At 59.1% G+C, this 20,588-nt stretch carries 19 protein-coding genes and 1 riboswitch; of the genes, 18 read left to right on the top strand and 1 reads right to left on the bottom strand.

What is annotated here, in order from left to right:
• Positions 1–5 precede the first annotated feature (5 nt).
• The 10 genes from AKU79_RS07695 to AKU79_RS07650 all read left to right on the top strand — a co-directional run bounded on the left by AKU79_RS07695 (position 6) and on the right by AKU79_RS07650 (position 11,519).
• Positions 6–1,151, top strand: coding sequence for a hypothetical protein (locus AKU79_RS07695; RefSeq protein ID WP_050522994.1), 1,146 nt, complete (start codon positions 6–8; stop codon positions 1,149–1,151).
• On the top strand, positions 1,148–2,485 hold the full coding sequence (gene tolB, locus AKU79_RS07690; protein WP_050522993.1) for a Tol-Pal system beta propeller repeat protein TolB: 1,338 nt from the start codon (positions 1,148–1,150) through the stop codon (positions 2,483–2,485). Before AKU79_RS07695 ends, tolB begins: the two co-directional genes overlap by 4 nt.
• 97 nt (positions 2,486–2,582) lie before the next feature.
• Complete coding sequence (pal, locus tag AKU79_RS07685; RefSeq protein WP_050522992.1) at positions 2,583–3,113, top strand: peptidoglycan-associated lipoprotein Pal; 531 nt, start codon at positions 2,583–2,585, stop codon at positions 3,111–3,113.
• Positions 3,114–3,119: 6 nt separating this feature from the next.
• On the top strand, positions 3,120–3,941 hold the full coding sequence (gene ybgF, locus AKU79_RS07680; RefSeq protein ID WP_156209581.1) for a tol-pal system protein YbgF: 822 nt from the start codon (positions 3,120–3,122) through the stop codon (positions 3,939–3,941).
• On the top strand, positions 3,932–5,200 hold the full coding sequence (tilS, locus tag AKU79_RS07675) for a tRNA lysidine(34) synthetase TilS (RefSeq protein ID WP_050522990.1): 1,269 nt from the start codon (positions 3,932–3,934) through the stop codon (positions 5,198–5,200). Before ybgF ends, tilS begins: the two co-directional genes overlap by 10 nt.
• A gap of 74 nt (positions 5,201–5,274) precedes the next feature.
• Positions 5,275–7,182 carry an ATP-dependent zinc metalloprotease FtsH gene (gene ftsH / locus AKU79_RS07670; protein WP_050522989.1) on the top strand — a complete coding sequence of 636 codons (1,908 nt, stop codon included), beginning with the start codon at positions 5,275–5,277 and terminating at the stop codon, positions 7,180–7,182.
• Positions 7,183–7,350: 168 nt separating this feature from the next.
• Positions 7,351–8,124: a methyltransferase domain-containing protein gene (locus AKU79_RS07665; protein ID WP_050522988.1), complete on the top strand. Its 774-nt coding sequence runs from the start codon at positions 7,351–7,353 to the stop codon at positions 8,122–8,124.
• A gap of 422 nt (positions 8,125–8,546) precedes the next feature.
• The gene (locus AKU79_RS07660) at positions 8,547–10,223 is read left to right on the top strand and encodes a formate--tetrahydrofolate ligase (protein WP_050522987.1); all 1,677 of its coding nucleotides are present in this window, start codon (positions 8,547–8,549) and stop codon (positions 10,221–10,223) included.
• Between the two features lie 94 nt (positions 10,224–10,317).
• Positions 10,318–10,632 carry a chorismate mutase gene (locus AKU79_RS07655; protein WP_050522986.1) on the top strand — a complete coding sequence of 105 codons (315 nt, stop codon included), beginning with the start codon at positions 10,318–10,320 and terminating at the stop codon, positions 10,630–10,632.
• Positions 10,629–11,519 (top strand): bifunctional methylenetetrahydrofolate dehydrogenase/methenyltetrahydrofolate cyclohydrolase, encoded by an 891-nt coding sequence (locus AKU79_RS07650; protein WP_050522985.1) that lies wholly within the window; start codon positions 10,629–10,631, stop codon positions 11,517–11,519. Before AKU79_RS07655 ends, AKU79_RS07650 begins: the two co-directional genes overlap by 4 nt.
• Positions 11,520–11,535: 16 nt before the next feature.
• On the opposite strand, the gene AKU79_RS07645 is transcribed toward AKU79_RS07650, so the two are convergent.
• Positions 11,536–12,405 (bottom strand): glycosyltransferase family 2 protein, encoded by an 870-nt coding sequence (locus AKU79_RS07645; protein ID WP_050522984.1) that lies wholly within the window; start codon positions 12,403–12,405, stop codon positions 11,536–11,538.
• 168 nt (positions 12,406–12,573) lie between these two features.
• Between AKU79_RS07645 and miaB the strand changes: the two genes are divergently transcribed.
• From miaB to metK, 8 genes are all read left to right on the top strand, one after another.
• The gene (miaB, locus tag AKU79_RS07640; protein WP_050522983.1) at positions 12,574–13,881 is read left to right on the top strand and encodes a tRNA (N6-isopentenyl adenosine(37)-C2)-methylthiotransferase MiaB; all 1,308 of its coding nucleotides are present in this window, start codon (positions 12,574–12,576) and stop codon (positions 13,879–13,881) included.
• 212 nt (positions 13,882–14,093) lie between these two features.
• Positions 14,094–14,636 carry an OmpA family protein gene (locus tag AKU79_RS07635; RefSeq protein ID WP_331458376.1) on the top strand — a complete coding sequence of 181 codons (543 nt, stop codon included), beginning with the start codon at positions 14,094–14,096 and terminating at the stop codon, positions 14,634–14,636.
• A gap of 5 nt (positions 14,637–14,641) precedes the next feature.
• A complete protein-coding gene (locus AKU79_RS07630) occupies positions 14,642–15,028 on the top strand; it encodes a hypothetical protein (RefSeq protein WP_050522982.1) in 387 nt (128 codons plus the stop codon).
• A gap of 166 nt (positions 15,029–15,194) precedes the next feature.
• The gene (locus tag AKU79_RS07625) at positions 15,195–16,211 is read left to right on the top strand and encodes a PhoH family protein (RefSeq protein ID WP_050522981.1); all 1,017 of its coding nucleotides are present in this window, start codon (positions 15,195–15,197) and stop codon (positions 16,209–16,211) included.
• Positions 16,195–16,701: an rRNA maturation RNase YbeY gene (gene ybeY, locus AKU79_RS07620; protein ID WP_050522980.1), complete on the top strand. Its 507-nt coding sequence runs from the start codon at positions 16,195–16,197 to the stop codon at positions 16,699–16,701. Before AKU79_RS07625 ends, ybeY begins: the two co-directional genes overlap by 17 nt.
• Positions 16,702–16,743: 42 nt before the next feature.
• A complete protein-coding gene (locus AKU79_RS07615) occupies positions 16,744–17,694 on the top strand; it encodes a hemolysin family protein (RefSeq protein WP_050522979.1) in 951 nt (316 codons plus the stop codon).
• On the top strand, positions 17,691–19,223 hold the full coding sequence (gene lnt, locus AKU79_RS07610; RefSeq protein ID WP_408002836.1) for an apolipoprotein N-acyltransferase: 1,533 nt from the start codon (positions 17,691–17,693) through the stop codon (positions 19,221–19,223). The genes AKU79_RS07615 and lnt overlap by 4 nt, the downstream gene beginning before the upstream one ends.
• A gap of 33 nt (positions 19,224–19,256) precedes the next feature.
• A riboswitch (SAM-SAH riboswitch) is annotated at positions 19,257–19,305 on the top strand.
• A gap of 7 nt (positions 19,306–19,312) precedes the next feature.
• Positions 19,313–20,479, top strand: a complete 1,167-nt coding sequence (gene metK / locus AKU79_RS07605) for a methionine adenosyltransferase (protein ID WP_050522978.1) — start codon at positions 19,313–19,315, stop codon at positions 20,477–20,479.
• Positions 20,480–20,588 lie beyond the last annotated feature (109 nt).

Below are 20,588 nucleotides of genomic sequence, written 5' to 3'. Positions count from 1 at the left end.
ACGGGATGGACAAGGGCGTTCTTTATTCAGGTATCGGACATATCGGCCTGATCTTGTGGGTGTTTATTGGCGGGTTTTTTATCCGCCATGATGATGCCCCCGAGATTGCAGTGACCGAAGTGTCTATGATGACCAGCGCCGAATTTGAGGCGATGCTGGCGGCTGCGCCGACTGCGCCCGCACCCGAGGCCGCGCAAACCGATATTGCGACGCCAACCCCGCCAACACCGATTGAAGAGCCGCCGGCGCCTGTCGAAGAAGTGGTGCCGCCCCAGCCCGACCCTGTGCCCGCCAAGGCGCCCGAGCCGGCAGCGTCGCCCGATGTAACCGATGTTGGGCCAACGCCTGTGCCGCAAGCGCCCGATGAGCCTGCGCCGCCTGCGCCTGTCGCAATTGAAGAGCCGCCGGTTTTGGCGCCCAATGTCAGCGAGCGGCCCCGGCCCAAGCCTGCGCAGCGTGTGGCCCCCGTGCCGACCGAGGCACCGGCCCCGGATGCCGTGACCGATGCCGCCCCCACGCCTGCCGTGACGCCCGAAGCCGCGCCCGAAGCCGTTGTGGTGGAAGAGGCCAAGCCCGAAGCTGCGCCGCAAGAGGCGGGAACCGAGCTTGCAACCGAGGCGAATAAGGCCGAGCCTTTGGCGCCATCGGCCTCGTCGCGCCCCAAGCCCAAACCGGCGCGCCGGACCGAGGCCCCTGTAAGTGACAACCCGGCGCCGCCCGAGACGACCGATGCCACGCAGGCCGCGATTGATGCGGCGATTGCTGCCGCTGCCGGTGCCGCATCGGGTGCCGAGGCAACGCCGGCCCCTGCGACGGCGCCAAGTGGCCCGCCGATGACTGCGGGCGAAAAGGATGGTTTGCGTGTGGCCGTGCAGGCGTGCTGGAACGTCGGCTCGCTGTCGTCCGAGGCCTTGTTGGTAACGGTGACTGTCGGGGCCGAGCTGGGCCAGGATGGCAAACCGGACGCGACATCGATAAAAATGCTAAGCTTTGAAGGCGGATCTGAAGGTGCTGCGCGGCAAGCCTATGAGGCTGCGCGGCGTGCGATTATCCGTTGCGGTGCAAATGGTTTCAAACTTCCTGCTGAGAAATATGACCAGTGGCGGAGTTTGGAATTGGTATTCAACCCGGAGAGAATGAGGATCAAATGACCTATCAGAGCCCCTTCGGCCTATTACTTGCTATTGGATTGATGTTTGGCGGCCTGAATGCGGCCCCTGCAGTGGCGCAAAACGGCCCGCTGCGCATTGAAATTACCGAGGGCGTGATTGAGCCGCTGCCCATTGCGGTGCCGAATTTCGTCGCGGAAAACGGTGCGGCGGGCGAATATGCGCAAAACCTGTCGCGGGTGATTGCGGCTGATTTGGCGGGCACAGGCCTGTTCCGCGAAATTCCGTCCAGTGCCTTTGTTGGCCGGGTCGATAGTTTTGACGCACCGATTGCCTATGCCGATTGGAAAGCGATCAACGCACAAGCGCTGGTGACGGGTGCGGTAAGCGCCTCGGGCGACCGCATTGTGGTCAAGTTCCGGCTGTTCGATATTTTCTCGGGTCAGCAGATGGGCGAAGGCCTGCAGTTTGCAGGCACCGCGCAAAGCTGGCGCCGCATGGCGCATAAAGTGGCTGATGCTGTTTACAGCCGGATTACCGGCGAGGGCGGGTATTTTGACAGCCGCGTCGTTTATGTTTCGGAATCCGGGCCAAAGAATGACCGTGCCAAGCGCTTGGCGGTGATGGATTATGATGGTGCGAATGTGCAATATCTGACCGACAGCCGGTCAATCGTGATTGCGCCACGGTTCAGCCCTTCGGGCGACCGGATTTTGTATACATCGTATATTTCGGGCTTTCCCAAAATCTATTTGATGGACGTGGCAAGCGTGCAGGCGCGTGCGCTGGCCGACCAGCCCGGCACGATGACCTTTGCGCCGCGCTTTGCGCCTGACGGGCGGACGGTGGTGTTCAGCCTTGAGCAGGGCGGCAACAGTGATCTGTACCGTGTTGACGTGGCAAGTGGGGCATCTTCGCGCCTGACCAACGCGCCGTCGATTGAAACCGCGCCCGATTTCAGCCCCGATGGCAGCCAGATCGTGTTCGAGTCTGACCGATCGGGTACGCAGCAGATTTATGTGATGTCGGCAGGTGGCGGCGAGCCACGGCGGATTTCGAACGGGGCAGGCCGCTATTCGACCCCTGTGTGGAGCCCGCGCGGCGATTACATTGCCTTTACCAAGCAAAATCAGGGCCGGTTCCATATTGGCGTGATGCGCACGGATGGGTCGGAAGAGCGTTTGCTGACCGCATCTTTCCTTGACGAAGGTCCGACCTGGTCGCCGAATGGCCGTGTCATCATGTTCGCGCGTGAAACGGCCGGGGCTGCGGGGCAATCGTCGCTGTATTCGGTCGATATCTCGGGGCGGAACCTGCGGGCTGTCGGGGCCAATGGCGGTGCGTCTGACCCGTCATGGTCACCCTTGCTGCCATAAAAAAATGTGATAAATGCCCGATTCACAGGGCAGAGAAAACCTGCTAGGCTGGCCTGAACCTGCTGTAAGCCAAAGCTATTAACCAAAGGACGAACGGATGTCATATTTACCAAAGGCGATATTGCTGATCGCTGTGCTGGGCCTTGCGGCCTGTAACAACCCTGACCGCTTTGGCGCGGGTGGCGCAGGCGGTGATGGCATGAATGGTGCCGGTGCTGGCGGCATTGATAGTTCGGGCCTTGGTGATGCAAGCGATCCGCGTTCGGTCGCTTATTTCCAGCAAACGCTGGGCGACCGCGTTTTCTTTGCCGTGGACCAGAACACGCTTTCGGACGAAGCCCGCGCGACACTGACCGGTCAGGCGCAGTGGTTGAACACCAACACCGACTATGCGGTGATTGTTGAAGGCCACGCCGATGAGCAGGGCACACGCCAGTACAACCTTGCACTGGGTGCGCGTCGCGCCTCGGCTGCGCAGAACTTCCTTGTATCGCAAGGGGTTGCAGCAAGCCGCATTCGCACCGTTTCATACGGCAAAGAGCGTCCGGTAGAGGTGTGCTCGACCGAGGATTGTTATAGCCGCAACCGCCGTGCCGTGACTGTATTGTCGCTGGGCGCAGGTAGCTGATCCATGATGCGCGCGGGCTTTATGGCGATCATTCTGGCGGTGGTACCGCTGGCAGGGTTTGCGCAAGACCGCGCGCAATCTTTGGCCGATATTCGGCAGGAATTGACGGTTTTGAACCAGTCGGTGCAGGGTTTGCGCGCAGAGCTGGCGACGACGGGGGCGGCGGGTACTGCGGGCCTTGGCGGGTCGCTGCTGGACCGGGTGGACGCGATCGAGGCGGCCTTGGCGCAGTTGACGGCCAAAACCGAAAACCTTGATTTTCGCATCAATCAGGTGGTTTCCGACGGCACCAACCGGATTGGCGATCTGGAATTTCGTCTGACCGAGCTGGAGGGCGGCGATTTGGGCGCGGTTGGCACAACTCCGCCTTTGGGTGGTGGCTCTACGGGGGCGGCAGCTGTGCCGACCTTGGCGCCAACAGCCCCTACGGGCGGGGCATCGCTTGCAACCAATGAGCAGACAGATTTTGACCGGGCCAAGGAGGTGCTCGGTCAAGGTGACTTTCGCGCCGCCGCGGACCTCTTTGCGACCTTTGCCCAGACCTACACGGGTGGTCCACTAACTGCGCAGGCGCATTATTATCGGGGCGAGGCACTGTCAAACCTTGGCGAGACATCCGATGCCGCGCGTGCCTGGCTTGAGGCGTTTTCGGGCGATATGACCGGGCCGCTTGCGCCAAGTGCTTTGCTGAAAGTGGGGCAGGCGCTGGCGACTTTGGGGCAGGGACCCGAGGCTTGCGTGACCTTGCAAGAGGTCGGTGTGCGCTTTCCGGCCGATCCTGCGGCCGCCGAGGCAACGCTTGCCGCGTCGGGGCTGGGGTGCCAGTAGGCAGCGATTTGGCGCCGGGCTTTGGCGGGGATGCGGATCTGCTGCGCACGGCCCAAGCGGCGTTTCTTACAGAAAAAATTACAGGGATCGCTGTCGCCGTATCGGGCGGCAGCGATTCCATTGCCAGCCTGCACTTGATGGTGCGGGCTGCGGCGCAAGCGGGCTGGTCGGTGCAGGCGGTCACGGTTGACCATGCTTTGCGCCCCGAATCCGCGGATGAGGCGGCGCAGGTCGCAAAGGTTTGCGCTGGCTTGGCGGTGCCGCATACCACCCTGACATGGGCGCATGGCGCGGTGGCGGGCAATTTGATGGATGCCGCGCGGCAGGCCCGCTATGGGCTGATGGCCGAATGGGCGGGGCGTGAGGGAATTTCCCATATTATTCTGGGGCATACAGCCGACGATCAGGCCGAGACCTTTTTGATGGGGCTGGGGCGGAGTGCCGGACTCGACGGGTTGATCGGGATGAACGCAGGGTTCGATCACGGGCAGGTGCGGTTTGTGCGACCGTTTTTAGCCGTCGCGCGGGCGCAATTGCGCGGCTATTTGCAGCGCCACGGGCTGGGCTGGATTGACGATCCGAGCAATGACAATGCGCGATTTACCCGTGTGAAGGCACGGCAGGCGTTAGCAGCTTTGAAACCTTTGGGGATTACTATCGAAACCTTGGCGGCGGTTATGGATAACCTTAGGCAGGCGCAAACTGCGGTTTTGGCGGGAACGGCAGAGGCGGCGCAGCGGGTATGCCGAACGCAAGCAGGAGAAGTGGTGTTTGACGGCACGCTGTGGCGCGGGGAAGGGCGCGAGGTGCAGCGCCGGTTGCTGATTGCGGCTTTGCGCTGGATTTCCGGTGCGGGCTATGCGCCGCGCGGGTCGGGTGTGGCGCGGGTTATGGCCGCGATTGACGCGGGGCAGGATGCGACCTTGGCGGGCTGTCGCATTCGTGTTTCGGATGCGGTGTTTCGTGTGGTGCGCGAACCGCACGCAGTTGGCGGGCCTTGTATGGCGGGTCATCTTTGGGATGGCCGATGGCAGGTTTCGGGGCCGTTTGCGGCGGGGCAAGAGGTGCGGGCCTTGGGCGCGGATGGGCTGCGCCAGTGCAAAGGCTGGAAAAGCACAGGTTTTAGCCGCGACTCACTACTCGTGTCGCCGGCGGTGTGGTATAATGAGGTGTTGATTGCGGCCCCAATGGCGGGATTTGGTACGGAATTTAGCGCGCGCATTGTCGCGCCTTTCAATCAATTTGTACTATCGCATTGAACAGTTGAAACTTATGTCTATTTTAAGCGCAAAGCTGTGGCCCGTTCCGGCCCGGCGTGTGAAGGAGAAGCTTCGTGGGAAATGCACGAAATATCGCATTCTGGGTCGTCCTGCTGGTCTTGATCCTGGCCTTGTTCAACCTGTTCAGCGGTGGGCAAACGTCGATGACATCGCGCGCGGTGTCGTATTCCGATTTTATTGAGCGGGTGAATGCCGGCGATGTGGCCAGCGTGACGCTTGACGGTGAGACGATTACCGCACGTGGCAAAGACGGCAAGGATTTCTCGGTTATCAAGCCGCAAGGCGAGAATGTGACCGACAAGTTGATGGCGGCCGAGGTCGAGGTTGTGGCCAAGCCGCAAGAGCAATCGGGCTTTTTCAGCCTGCTGTCGCTCTGGCTGCCGTTCCTGGTACTGATCGGGATCTGGATTTTCTTTATGAACCGCATGCAAGGCGGCGGCAAAGGCGGGGCGATGGGCTTTGGCAAATCCAAGGCCAAGCTGTTGACCGAAAAGAATGGTCGCGTAACGTTTGATGACGTGGCGGGCATTGATGAGGCCAAGGAAGAGCTGGAAGAAATCGTTGAATTCCTGCGCAATCCGCAGAAATACAGCCGTTTGGGTGGTAAAATTCCGAAAGGCGCGCTGCTGGTTGGCCCGCCCGGTACCGGTAAAACCCTGCTGGCCCGCGCGATTGCGGGCGAGGCGGGCGTGCCGTTCTTTACCATCTCGGGGTCGGATTTCGTGGAAATGTTCGTGGGCGTCGGCGCAAGCCGTGTGCGCGACATGTTTGAACAAGCGAAAAAGAATGCGCCTTGCATCGTGTTCATCGACGAAATTGACGCTGTAGGCCGCGCGCGTGGCGTTGGCATGGGCGGTGGCAATGACGAGCGCGAGCAGACGTTGAACCAGTTGCTGGTGGAAATGGACGGGTTTGAGGCGAATGAAGGCGTTATTATCGTCGCCGCGACCAACCGCAAAGACGTGCTGGACCCAGCGCTGCTGCGCCCCGGCCGTTTTGACCGCCAGATCCATGTTCCAAACCCCGATATCAAGGGCCGTGAGAAAATCTTGACCGTGCATGCGCGCAAGGTGCCTGTTGGTCCGGATGTCGATTTGCGGATTATTGCCCGCGGCACACCCGGTTTCTCGGGTGCCGATTTGGCAAACCTTGTGAATGAAGCCGCGTTGATGGCTGCCCGCGTGGGCCGCCGCTTTGTGACGATGGTGGATTTTGAGCAAGCCAAAGACAAGGTGATGATGGGGGCCGAGCGCCGGAGCATGGTGCTGACCGCCGAGCAAAAAGAGCATACCGCCTATCATGAGGCTGGCCACGCGATTGTGGGCATGGCGCTGCCGAAATGCGACCCGGTGTACAAGGCCACGATCATCCCGCGCGGCGCTGCCTTGGGTATGGTGATGAGCTTGCCCGAAATGGACCAGCTGAGCATGCACAAGGACCAGTGCAAGCAGCGGATCGCCATGACCATGGCCGGCAAAGCCGCCGAAATCATCAAATGGGGTGAAGAAGGCGTGTCGAATGGCCCGTCGGGTGACATCATGCAGGCCAGCAGCCTTGCCCGCGCGATGGTTATGCGCTGGGGCATGTCGGATAAAATCGGGAATATCGATTACGCCGAGGCGCATCAGGGCTATCAGGGGCAAACCGGTGGATTCTCGGTTTCGGCCGAAACCAAAAACCTGATCGAGGAAGAGGTGAAGGCGCTTATCGATCAAGGCTATGATCTTGCGTATAAAATTCTGACCGAAAAATCCGAGGAATTTGAGCGCTTGGCCCAAGGTCTGTTGGAATATGAAACGCTGACCGGAGATGAGATCAAGAAAGTCGTGGCCGGTGAAAAGCTGGGCGGCGATGATGATCAGGACAAGCCCTCGGGCGGGGAAACGGCCTCGGTTGTGGCTATTCCCAAGACCAAGCCAAAGACGCCCAAGGGCGGATTGGAGCCAGAGCCTTCGGCCTAAGCGCTGATGCAAGAATTTGAAATGCCGCGGGGAAGCCTGCGGCATTTTGCTATTCGGCATTGGGGTAGGATAAAGCCCGCGCATTCGGCTGGTGTTTGAGGGAAAGCATTTGCTTTGGCCGCAGGGGCGCGGGATAACGTGAAAGCAGTTTGCAGTGGAGCGCCTTGGATGAGTGGAAACGATTGGAACCCGGAACACTACTCTCGTTTCAGGGGTTTGCGGCTGCGCCCGGCGATGGACTTGCTGGCGCAAGTGCCCGAATTGCCCGATGGCGCGGTGATCGATCTGTGCTGCGGCAATGGCGCTGTCGGGGCGGCGCTTGCCCAGCGGTTCAAAGGGCGGGACGTGATCGGGGTGGATAATTCGCCCGCCATGCTGGATGAGGCGCGCAAAACCGGGGCCTATAGCGGGCTGGTCGAGGCGGATATCAATGATTGGCAACCCGAGGGGAAGCCCGCGCTGATTTTTTCCAATGCGGCGCTGCATTGGCTGGGTGATCATGCGCAGTTGATGCCACGCCTTGCGGCGATGCTGGCGCCCGGCGGGGTTTTGGCGGTGCAGATGCCCCGGCAATGGGGGGCTGCCTCACATCGGTTTATCCGTGATATTGCGGCGTCCTTATTTGCCGACCGTTTTGCGGATTTGCCGGAAACACCGGTATTAAGCGCGGTGAAATATTGGGAAATGCTGGCGCCGCTTGGCAGGGTAAGCGCATGGGAAAGCGAATATGTGCAGCGGTTGGAGCCAAAGGGCGAAGGGCATCCGGTGCGCTTGTTCACGCAAAGCACAGCGTTGCGGCCAGTTTTGGCCAAGCTGGATGGCGCAGAGACCCGCGCGTTTCTGAATGCGTATGATACGGCCTTGGGCTCGGCCTATCCGATTTTGCCCGAAGGGGCCGCATTGCTGCCGTTCCGGCGGGTGTTTTTTACCCTGACAGTGTGACGGTTGCGGGGAATGGCAAGGTGGGCGCCGGCGCGATTCAACCACTTTGACCAGCCCTAATCCGCAACAGGCGTGGTTATGTTACAAAAGCGCAAGCACGCCTGCCGAGAGCAGCATTCCGATGCCGAGCGAGGCATTGAAGAGAATGGCGACATTTGACGTTCGCATAGCGGTCTCCTTGGCTATAGACAGTGTAGTAACGTCCAGAAACACTTATGGTTTCACTAACGTGGCAATTTTCAGGCCCGCGTATGGCGCTAAAACGCGTAAACCTTGAAGGATGCGAAAATTTTTGCGCCAGAAGGCAAGGACTGGCGAATTTGGTGTGGGATACGTCGGAAATGCCTGTTCTTGGTGCTGGGCGACTGGCTAAACCATTCCCTAAGCCCGAAAGGGGCGATTTACCCAGGGAGAGGGATGTCATGGCATTTAAGACCGATATTGAGATTGCACGCGAAGCGAAAAAGCGGCCGATCATGGAGATTGGCGACAAGCTGGGCATCCCGTCGGAGCATCTGCTGCCCTATGGCCATGACAAGGCGAAGGTAAGCCAGGATTTCATCGCATCCCTGAGCAATCGCAAGAACGGCAAGCTTGTGCTGGTGACGGCGATCAACCCGACACCAGCCGGTGAGGGTAAGACGACGACAACGGTCGGCTTGGGCGATGGTCTGAACCGGATCGGCAAAAAAGCAGTGATCTGTATTCGTGAGGCCAGCCTTGGCCCGAACTTTGGCATGAAAGGCGGGGCCGCTGGTGGTGGTTTTGCCCAAGTCGTGCCGATGGAAGAAATGAACCTGCATTTCACCGGCGACTTTCATGCGATTACCTCGGCGCATAACCTGTTGGCGGCGATGATCGATAACCATGTTTATTGGGGCAATGAACTGGATATCGACGCGCGGCGCGTGGTGTGGCGGCGTGTGATGGATATGAACGACCGGGCGCTGCGCGATGTGGTGGTCAACCTGGGCGGCGTGGCAAACGGGTTCCCGCGCCAGACGGGTTTTGACATCACTGTTGCCTCTGAAGTGATGGCGATTTTGTGCCTTGCCAATGACTTGGCCGATTTGGAAAAGCGTTTGGGTGATATTGTTGTGGCGTATCGTCGTGACAAAACGCCAGTGTATTGCCGCGATATCAAGGCCGATGGCGCGATGACCGTGTTGCTGAAGGATGCGATGCAGCCGAACCTGGTGCAGACGCTGGAAAACAACCCGGCCTTTGTGCATGGGGGCCCGTTTGCCAATATCGCGCATGGCTGCAACTCGGTTATCGCGACGAAGACCGCGCTAAAGCTGGGTGACTATGTGGTGACCGAGGCAGGCTTTGGTGCCGATCTTGGCGCGGAAAAGTTTATGAACATCAAGTGCCGCAAAGCAGGGCTTGCGCCTGACGCGGTGGTGCTGGTGGCCACTGTGCGCGCGATGAAGATGAACGGCGGTGTGGCCAAGGCTGATTTGGGCGCGGAAAATGTGGAGGCCGTGAAAAAGGGCTGCCCGAACCTTGGGCGCCATATTGGCAACCTGAAAAGCTTTGGCGTGCCGGTGGTTGTGGCGATCAACCATTTCGTTTCGGATACCGATGCCGAGGTGCAGGCGGTTAAGGATTATGTGAAATCGCAGGGATCCGAGGCGATTTTGTGCAAGCATTGGGCGCAAGGCTCGGCCGGAATTGAGGACTTGGCGCATAAGGTTGTGCAGCTGGCCGAAAGCGGTGCCGCCAATTTCGCACCGTTGTACCCGGACGAGATGCCGTTGATGCAAAAGATCGAAACCATTGCCAAGCGGATTTACCATGCCGATGCCGTGCTGGCCGACAAATCGGTGCGTGCGCAGTTGAAGGCCTGGGAAGAGGCTGGCTATGGCAATTTGCCGGTATGCATGGCGAAAACGCAGTATTCGTTCAGCACCGACCCCAACCTGCGCGGCGCGCCTACGGGCCATTCGGTTCCTGTGCGCGAGGTGCGCCTGAGCGCGGGGGCAGGGTTTATCGTGGCGATTTGCGGTGAGATCATGACGATGCCGGGCCTGCCACGGATTCCAAGCGCCGAGGTGATCCGTTTGAACGCGGATGGGAATGTGGAAGGTTTGTTCTAAGCCCCTTCCCGTACGCAATTGTCTTTTGCAGGCATGGGCTTGACCGCGTAAGCGCATCGGTTCACATCGGGTAGAAAACCAATGTGAGGACGCGATGAAACGCCCTGAAGAGTGTGAAACGATGCAAGATGTCCGGGCCGAGATTGACCGGCTGGATGCGGCATTGGTTGGACTTTTGGTTGAGCGGTCTGCCTATATTGACCGCGCGGCGGCTGTAAAAACGGGCATCGGCTGGCCCGCGCGGATTGAGGCGCGGGTCGAGCAGGTGGTGGCCAATGTGCGGGCGCAGGCGGCGGCGCAGGGGCTTGCGCCGGATTTGGCAGAAGGGCTGTGGCGGCAGTTGATAGACTGGTCGATCGCACGGGAAGAAACAGTGTTGGGGGCTGCTGGCCCGAAGGAGACGAAATGAGCGCAGTGGTGATTGACGGCAAGGCCTTTGCGGCCAAGGTGCGGGGCCAAGTGGCCGGGCATGTGGCGCAGCTGGTGCGTGACCACGGTATCACGCCGGGTCTGGCTGTGGTGCTGGTTGGCAGCGACCCCGCGTCCGAGGTTTATGTGAAATCCAAGGGCAAGATGACGGTCGAGGTTGGCATGCTGTCGGTCGAGCATAAGCTGCCAGTCGATACCGCCGAGGCCGATTTGCTGGCGCTGATTGCCAAGTTGAACGCCGACCCGAAAATTCACGGCATTCTGGTGCAACTGCCGTTGCCGGGGCATTTGAATTCCGAGCTGGTGATCAACAGCATTGATCCGGCCAAGGATGTAGACGGGTTTCATATCTCTAACGTCGGTCTATTGGGGACGGGGCAGAAAAGCATGGTGCCATGCACGCCGCTGGGCTGTTTGATGATGCTGCGCGACCATCACGGCAGTCTGTCGGGGCTGAACGCGGTTGTGGTTGGCCGTAGCAATATCGTTGGCAAGCCGATGGCGCAGTTGTTGCTGGGTGATAGCTGCACGGTGACAATAGCGCACAGCCGGACCAAGGATTTGGCCGCCGTGTGCCGTGGTGCCGATATTCTGGTGGCGGCAGTCGGGCGGCCCGAAATGATTACGGGCGACTATGTAAAGTCGGGTGCGACTGTAATTGACGTGGGTATCAACCGGATTGAGCGCGACGGGAAAACCAAGCTGGTCGGCGATGCCGAATTTGCCAGCTGCGCGGCCGTGGCGGGTGCGATTACGCCTGTACCGGGGGGTGTGGGGCCGATGACGATTGCCTGTTTGCTGGCCAATACCCTGACCGCCTGCTGCCGCGCCAATGGTTTGGCCGAGCCGGAAGGTTTGACGGCCTAATATCTGCGGCCAGTGGTTAGAACCATTGGCCGGGTTCCATCAGGCCCATATCCATAAGCTGTTGGCTGCTCCACTGAAATCTGGTGGAGTTGTGCCATTTGAATTCATGGATGTCATAGCGCGAACCGGGGTTGGTTTTCAGGGCCTTGGCCGTGCGAAATGACACCACTGCCGTGGTGATGTTGTGGTGCCACGGGCAGGCGTAGGTGTTATATTCCTCGTCCGAGAAGGTGAAATTGGGGCGCAGTTGCAGGCCGGGTTTGGCGCGAAACAGCGCAATGCGGTCAATCTTGCGGCGGGCCTCGGGGATATGCTCTTCAAACCGCCAGCGCAGGCCGCCAAAGAAATCAAGCTGGCGTTCGCGCGGGTGGTTGTGGTTTGCAGGGTCGGGGCGGGCCAAGGCGTAATAGCCAGATTTATCCAGCATCGCGTTTTCAAGCGATACAGCGTTGGGGTAAGCGTTCAGATCATCGGCATACAGGTCGATGACATAGGACAGCAGCGCCGCGCCACGCTCTTCGGTGTGAAAGGCCAGCATTTCCCGCACGTTGCGCGTTTCGCAAAATGGAAAGAACAGATATTCGCTGTTATAGCCATAGTAGAACCATGTGCCGGGGGCGGCCTCGATCAATTGGTTCACGGCGGTTTGTAGGGCATTGGGTTGGTAGATATCAAAATCAATGCGCGTAACCTTGGCGGCAAGTGCCTGTTCAAGGGCGATTTCGGGGTTGGTCAGCAGCAAAACCGTGCGAAAGCCGAGTTCAAGGTGGTGGCGCAGCGTGCTTTCCAGTTCCACCTTATCTTCGGCAAGGATGATCGCCACGGGGCCATGGGTTAGGCTGTCGCGCCCTTTGTCCAGAAAACCGGATAAACTTGTATACTGCATACCGCCCCTAGGTGATTGGCCTGCCATACGGGCCAATACGCGCCGCCAATGGTTATGCGCTAGCCTACAAAACTGCGAGGGCGAAAGGCAAGGCCGCAGGTTTTGCGGGGCGTTGCGGGTTTGGGCCGCAGGGTGTAGAGAGGCGGGCGATCTGCAAAGGGTGCTGCCATGACCGAGCCAAAGAAACTGTTTATCAAGACCTACGGTTGCCAGATGAACGTTTACGATAGTGAACGGATGGCGGAAAGCCTTGGGGCGGCGGGCTATGTGCAAACCGACACGGCCGAGGGTGCCGATATGGTGATGATAAACACCTGCCATATTCGCGAAAAGGCATCGGAAAAGCTGTTTTCGGATTTGGGACGACTGCGCCCCGCCAAAGAGGCCAACCCTGATCTGAAGGTTGCTGTTGCAGGCTGTGTCGCGCAGGCCGAAGGGGCCGAGATCATGCGGCGGATGCCCTTGGTCGATTTGGTCGTTGGCCCGCAAAGCTATCACCGCCTGCCCGAGATGGAGGCGAAAATCCAAAAGGGCGAGCGGGCGATCGATACCGATTTTCCGATTGAGGATAAGTTTGACCATTTGCCCGAGCGCAAGGCGATGCGCGGGCCTGCTGCGTTTTTGACCGTGCAGGAAGGTTGCGACAAGTTCTGCGCCTTTTGCGTGGTGCCCTATACGCGCGGCGCCGAGGTAAGCCGCCCGCCGGAACGCCTGTTGGCCGAGGCGCGCAATCTGGCCAGCCGTGGCGTGCGCGAGCTGACGCTGCTGGGGCAGAATGTGAATGCCTATAAAGCGGGGGGGTACGGCCTTGCGCGGCTGATCCGCGAATTGGCGGGGGTCGAGGGGATTGACCGGTTGCGCTATATGACCAGCCACCCGAATGACATGGAAGATGATCTGATCGCGGCGCATGGCGATTGCCCCGAATTGATGCCCTATTTGCATTTGCCGGTACAATCCGGATCGGACCGGATTTTGAAGGCGATGAACCGCAAGCATACGGTTGAGGACTATTTGCGCGTGCTGGACCGCGTGCGCGCGGCGCGGCCCGATATTCTGCTGACCTCGGATTTTATCGTCGGCTTTCCCGGTGAGACGGATGAGGATTTTGAAGGCACGATGAACCTTGTACGCAAGGTTGGCTATGGCATGGCCTATTCGTTCAAATACTCGGCCCGGCCGGGCACGCCAGCGGCGGAAAAGCCTGATGTGGACTCGGCGGTGGCAGATGCGCGCTTGCAGGCGTTGCAGGCGCTGCTCGGCAGTCAGCAGCGCGCGGCGCAAGATGCGATGGTTGGCCGCGAAGTCGATGTTCTGTATGAAAAAGCGGGCAGGCAAGCAGGCCAGATGGTCGGCAAGTCGCAGCATTTGCATGCAGTGCATGTCGATGACCCTACGGGGCGGGTTGGCGAATTGGTGCGGGTGCGGGTGACAGAGTCGAAATCCAATTCGCTTGCCGGTGTGCCGCTGCGCTAGTGCCGTTTGCGGGGGCAGCTGTCGGGCCAGTCATCGGGCCAGGATGCGCCGGTAACGGGCGGTAAACCCAAAACTATTCGTGTGGTGATGGCGGCTTGGGGCCAGTTTTAGCTTTACAATCGGGTGCCTTGACTGCAAATCTTTGTGAATATGGTAAAGTTTGCGTAATGCCCGGGGGGGTTACCACTGTGAAGCGACAAATCAGTTTAGCAATGAAGATGATGATTGGCGGGGCCGCGCTTGCGCTGGGCCTGACCGGGCCTGCCGCCGTTTTGGCGCAGCCAAAGGTGACGGGCCAGATTGAATGGGGCCTATGGGTCGATGATGACGGCTGTATGCACTGGTGGGCCGATGGCGGCCTTGAAGGCTATATGGTGCCGCGCCGCAACCCGCAAACCGGCAAGCCGGTTTGCCTGAAAAAGAACACCTGTCTGGTCGAGAATACCGACACCTTGTTCCAGACCGACAGTGCGAATTTAACCGCCAGCGGCCGTGACCGGTTGCGGCAGTTCTTTCAAAGCACCGATGCCTTCGGCTATGCCATTTACGGCCATACCGATAGCCGCGCGTCGCAATCCTATAACCAGCGCTTGTCCGAACGTCGTGCCGCCTCGGTTGGCGCGGTTGCCCGTTCGGTAGGCGCCGTGGTCGAACGTCAGATCGGCTTTGGTGAAACCCGTCCCGTCGCGTCGAATTCTTCTGCATCTGGTATGCAGCAGAACCGCCGTGTCGAAGTTGTTTGCTACAGGTGGTAACAGATATGATCAATGCAATGAAAATCGGCGCAGGTCTGGTTGCTGCTTTGGTGCTGTCCGGCTGTGTCGGCGGTGAAAGCTTTGAAGGTACCGAAGCCTATCGTGGTGCCGGCTCTGTTATCGCAACGGGCCAAGACCAAGGACATGACACGGGCGTGTTGAACAATGGCCGTGCCGCGATTGCCTATGACCCTGACGGGTGCCAGAATTGGATCATCGATGATGGTTTGGAAGGCTATTCCTCGCCGCGCTATGACCCGGTTTCGGGTTTGCCGATCTGTAACGATGATTACCCGCCGGGCACGGTGATCCGTGATTACCAATCCAGCACCGAAGGTATTCAAGACCGCGTTTCCGGCCATGGCCGCAGAACAGTGGTTATTCGCCGCTAATGCCGGAATTGCCTAAAATAAAGGCCGCAGCGCAAGCTGCGGCCTTTATTGTTTCTGCGCAGTCACATAAAGCTGCATGTTTTCCATCTGTTATAAAAAAGTCACTTGTCAGAAAGCCGGTTACGCCCCACTCTTTAGGTATAACCGTTGCAAAAAGGAGATCTCCTTGGCCACCAGCGCATTGCCCCCCGCCACTGCACAACAAGACCATGAAACCCTGTTGGAATTTCCCGACAACCGTCTGTTGATTGATCTTTGTGGGCAATTTGATCGTAACCTTGCACAGATTGAAAAGCAGGCGGGTGTGAATATTCTGCGACGGGGCAACCGTTTGGCCATTCTCGGGGAAAAGGGTGCACGTGACGCGGCCTCGGCGGTTGTATCGGCGCTTTATGCCCGGCTAGAGGCTGGCAAGGGGATTGAGGCGGGTGATATTGACGGTGCTATCCGTATGGGCCGCCCTATGCCGGACCGCGCGCTGCCAGCGGTGGAGCAGATCGAGATGTTTTCCGGCGAACGGTATGAACTGCGCACCCGCAAAAAGCCGGTAGAGCCACGGACCGAAGCGCAAAAAGCCTATGTCGGCAATTTGTTTGACAATGATCTTGGCTTTGGCATTGGGCCTGCGGGGACGGGCAAAACCTATCTGGCTGTGGCCGTCGGTGTGACAATGCTGCTGGCAGGGGCAGTGGACAAGATTATCCTGTCGCGTCCGGCAGTTGAGGCGGGTGAGCGGCTTGGCTTTCTGCCCGGTGACATGAAGGATAAAATTGATCCCTACATGCAGCCGCTCTATGACGCGTTGAACGATTTTCTGCCACAGAAACAGTTGGCTAAACTGGTCGAGGATAAGCGGATCGAAATTGCGCCATTGGCCTTTATGCGCGGCCGCACATTGTCGAATGCGTTTGTTGTATTGGACGAGGCGCAGAATGCCACGACCATGCAGATGAAAATGTTTCTGACCCGTTTGGGCGAAGGGTCGCGCATGGTGATTACCGGCGACCGCACACAAGTTGACCTGCCGCGCGGCACTGCCAGCGGCTTGGCCGATGCCGAGCGGATCTTGAAAGGTGTCAAAGGCGTCAGCTTTAATTACTTTACGGCCAAAGATGTTGTGCGCCACCCGCTTGTCGCCCGCATCATCGAGGCGTATGAAGCGCATGATGGAGCCATTGGTTGACACAGTAATCGAAGACCCGCGCTGGGAAGGCTTTGGCCTGCCCGATGTGGCCACGCGCGCCTGCACGGCGGCCTTGGTGGAATTGGGGCTGCCGGCGCAAGGGTTTACGCTGTGCCTGATGGGCTGTGATGATGCGCATATCGCCCAGCTGAACGCCGATTTCAGGGGCAAGCCTGTGCCGACCAATGTGCTGTCCTGGCCTTCCGAGGAACGCGCGGCGGAATTTGCGGGCGAGGTGCCAGACTTGCCCGAAGCGGGCCCGGCGGATGACCCGGAGCATCTTGGTGATATTGCGATTGCCTGGGAAACATGTGCGGCCGAGGCCGAAGCGGCGGGCAAGAAAATGGATGCGCATGTGACGCATTTGGTCGTTCACGGTCTGTTACATCTTTTGGGCTATGACCATATTGACGACATGGATGCCACATTGATGGAAACGACCGAGGCGCGCATACTTGAAACTATGGGGGTTTCGGACCCATATAGCTAATGATTGCCCCGTTTCGGGGTATTATTTTTTGGAAAAGGACAGATGGGTAGTACGAACAGCGAGTCAGTTGCCACGCTTGAGGCACAAGGCTCTTCGGAACAAGGCAGTGATGAACCTTTGCAACGCGGGTTCTTTGGCCGCATTTTGGACGCTCTTAGCCCGTCAGATTCCAGCGCGGAAAGTGAAGACAAGCCGGTTCAAGGCCCGCAGCGTTTTGTCTCGGGCACGGTCCGGCATGGCATTGCCAATTTGCGCAAATTGCGGGTTGATGATGTTGCTGTTCCCAAGGTTGAGATAACCGCCGTTCCGATCACGATTGGCAAAGAAGAGCTGGTCGAGGTGTTTCGCGAGAATGGGCTAAGCCGTGTGCCGGTTTATAAAGGCACGCTAGATCACCCCTTGGGCCTTGTTCTGTTGAAAGATCTGGCGCTGCAATACGGGTTTGCCGGCGCGTCGGGCAGGTTTTCACTGCGCAAGCTGTTGCGACCCATCCTTTATGCGCCGCCTTCGATGCCGGTCGGTGTCTTGCTGCAAAAGATGCAGAAAGAGCGGGTTCATATGGCCTTGGTGATTGATGAATACGGCGGTGTTGACGGGCTTGTGACCATCGAAGACCTGATTGAAACGGTTATCGGTGAGATTGAGGACGAGCATGACGAGGTCGAAGGCCTGCTGTGGAAAGAAGACCCGCAAGGTGTGTTTCTGGCCCAAGCCAACGCGCCGATGGATGAATTCGAGCAAGCGCTTGGCCTAAGCCTGCGCAACGGCGAAGAAGACGATGATGTCGATACGCTTGGCGGCTTGGTGTTTCTGCGTTTGGGCCGGATTCCTGCCCGCGGCGAAATTATTCCACATGAAAGCGGGGCCGAGTTTGAAGTGGTCGATGCCGATCCGCGCCGTATCAAACGGTTGCGCGTGCGGTTGCCTGCAGCTGTAGCGCGGCGCGCCGCCGCCGCAGCCGTCAGTGCGGACGCCAAAGCCGCAAAAGCATGATCCGCAGGCAACTGGCGCGGATGTCCGGCAGTTGGCCGGGTTGGGCGCAGGCTGGCGCGGCCTTTGGGCTGGGGGCGGTTATGGCCTCGGGGCAGGCGCCTTTGGGGTTGTGGTTTCTGACGTTGCCGGGGCTGTTTGTGGCAATGGTTCTGGTTGCGCGTGCGCAGTCTGCGGGGGCGGCGGGGTGGCTTGGCCTGTTTTTGGGCGGCGGCTATTTCATGCTGTCCTTGTCCTGGATCGTCGAGCCGTTCTTGATTGAGCCCGAAATCTATGCCTGGATGATACCTTTCGTCCTGGTGTTGCTGCCTTTTGGTTTGGGGCTGTTTTGGGCGTTGGCAGCCTGGGCCAGCCATCGTTTTGGCCGCGGATTTGCCTTGCGCGTGCTGTGGTTCGCTCTGGTGCTTGCTTTGGCAGAAATGGCGCGGGGGTATGTTTTCACCGGATTTCCTTGGGCGTTGATTGGCCATATCTGGATCGATACGCCCATCGCGCAGGCGGCGGCCTTTGTGGGGGCCGACGGGTTGACGGCGCTGACGCTGGCTGTGGTTGCTGTGCCCGCCGCGTTTGGCTGGCGTTGGGCGGGTGTATCGGTGGCGGTTCTGGCCGCGCTTGGTGTTTACGGCCATGGTTTGCCCAGCCCGACTTACGCCGACAAGCCGGCGATCGTGCGGCTGGTCCAACCCAATGCCGAGCAGCATTTGAAATGGGACCCCACGCGCGCGAGGGGGTATTTTGACCGTTTGCTGGCACTGTCTGCGGCACAGGGCCAAGACCGGCCGGATTTGATTGTGTGGCCCGAAACCTCGGTGCCGTATTTGCTGAATGATAGTGATGCTTTGCTGAAAGCGATTTCTGCGAAAGGCCAAGGTGCGCAGGTCGCTGTGGGCATTCAGCGGGTCGAGGATGATCCAGCCACCGGTGCTGTTCGCGGCTATAACACGCTTGCGGTGATCGCGCCGCCGGGGCGGATAGCGCAGACCTATGACAAGCATCATTTGGTGCCGTTTGGCGAGTATATTCCCTTTGGCGATTTGGCTTATCGGCTGTTTGGCCTTGCGGCTTTCGCATCGCAGCAAGGGGCGGGATATTCGGCAGGCGTGGGGGCAGCGGTGCTGGATCTGGGGCCAAAACTTGGCCATGTCTTGCCGCTGATCTGCTATGAGGCGGTGTTTCCGCAAGATTTGCGGGCGGCACCGATGCGGGCGGATTGGATTGTGCAAATCACCAATGATGCATGGTTTGGCAAGCTGACTGGCCCGTGGCAACACCTTGCCCAAGCGCGCCTGCGGGCGATCGAGCAAGGGCTGCCGCTGTTGCGGGCAGCCAATACCGGCGTTTCAGCGGTGATCGACGCGCGCGGTCACGTGGTGGCGGCGCTGCCTTTGGGCGTTGCCGATTATATCGATGCCGCCTTGCCGCCGCCCTTGCCGCCGACGGTTTATGCACGGCTTGGCGATTTGCCGCTGCTGGTGTTGCTGCTGGTGCTAGCTGCGGGTTTGTTGGTCGGGGCGGGGCCGAGAAAGGCTTGACTTGGGTTTCGCGCGGGCATAGGCGCATGGCATAAACCGTCACAACGGCTTCCTGGCGTGACTGGTAAAACCAAACGGAGCACTTCCCCATGTCAAGAAATAACTATGTTTTTACCTCTGAGTCTGTGTCAGAGGGGCACCCCGATAAAGTTTGCGACCGGATTTCCGATGCGATCCTTGATGCGTTTATTGCGGTTGAGCCAAATGCCCGCGTCGCCTGTGAAACATTTGCCACGACCAAGCGCGTTGTCGTCGGGGGCGAGGTAGGGCTGTCTGACCCCAAGAAGTTGAAAGAAATGATGGGCAATGTCGAAAGCATCGTGCGCGATTGCATTCGTGACATCGGCTATGAGCAAAAGAAATTCCACTGGGAAAACGTCAAGATTCACAACTATTTGCACGAGCAATCGGCCCATATCGCGCAAGGCGTTGATAAGGACGGTGCCGGCGATCAGGGGATCATGTTCGGCTATGCCTGCAATGAAACCGACGCCTTGATGCCCGCGCCGATTCAGTACAGCCACGCGATTTTGCGCCGCTTGGCCGAGGTACGTAAATCGGGGCAGGAAAGCACCCTGCGCCCTGACGCCAAAAGCCAGATTTCCCTGCGTTATGAAAATGGCAAGCCGGTTGAGGTAACCTCGATCGTTTTGTCGACGCAGCATGAGCATAAAAAGCAGACCAGCCAAGACATCCGCGCGATTGTCGAGCCCTATATCCGCGAGGTTCTGCCCGAGTCCTGGATTACCCCGAACACCGAATGGTGGGTGAACCCGACGGGAACCTTTGTGATTGGCGGGCCGGATGGTGACGCGGGCCTGACAGGTCGCAAGATTATCGTGGATACCTATGGTGGTGCGGCCCCGCATGGTGGCGGCGCGTTTTCGGGCAAAGATCCGACCAAGGTTGACCGTTCGGCCGCCTATGCCGCGCGGTATCTGGCGAAAAACGTGGTCGCAGCTGGTTTGGCTGATCGCTGCACCATTCAGGTGTCTTATGCGATTGGCGTGGCCAAGCCGATGTCGATCTATGTTGATACCCATGGCACAGGCAATGTTCCGGATGCCGAGTTGGAAAAGGTGATCTGGTCCGCCATGGATCTGACACCGCGCGGTATTCGCACGCATCTGGATCTGAACAAACCGATCTATGCGCGCACCTCGGCCTACGGCCACTTTGGCCGCGCGCCCGAAAGCGATGGCGGCTTTAGCTGGGAAAAGACCGATCTGGTCGATTTGCTGAAAAAACCGTTCTGATCTGATTTCACTCTGTCAAAAGCCCCGCGATTGCGGGGCTTTTTGCATATTGAGCCGCGCGTGCGCTGGTGATTTTGCTTGCTCTTGGCAGCAGCGCCGCCTATGCAAA

The sequence above is a fragment of the Pseudorhodobacter wandonensis genome (assembly GCF_001202035.1).
GTDB lineage: Bacteria > Pseudomonadota > Alphaproteobacteria > Rhodobacterales > Rhodobacteraceae > Pseudorhodobacter > Pseudorhodobacter wandonensis.
Note: the sequence above shows the minus strand (reverse complement) of the source record. Positions and strands in the feature narration are given on the sequence as shown.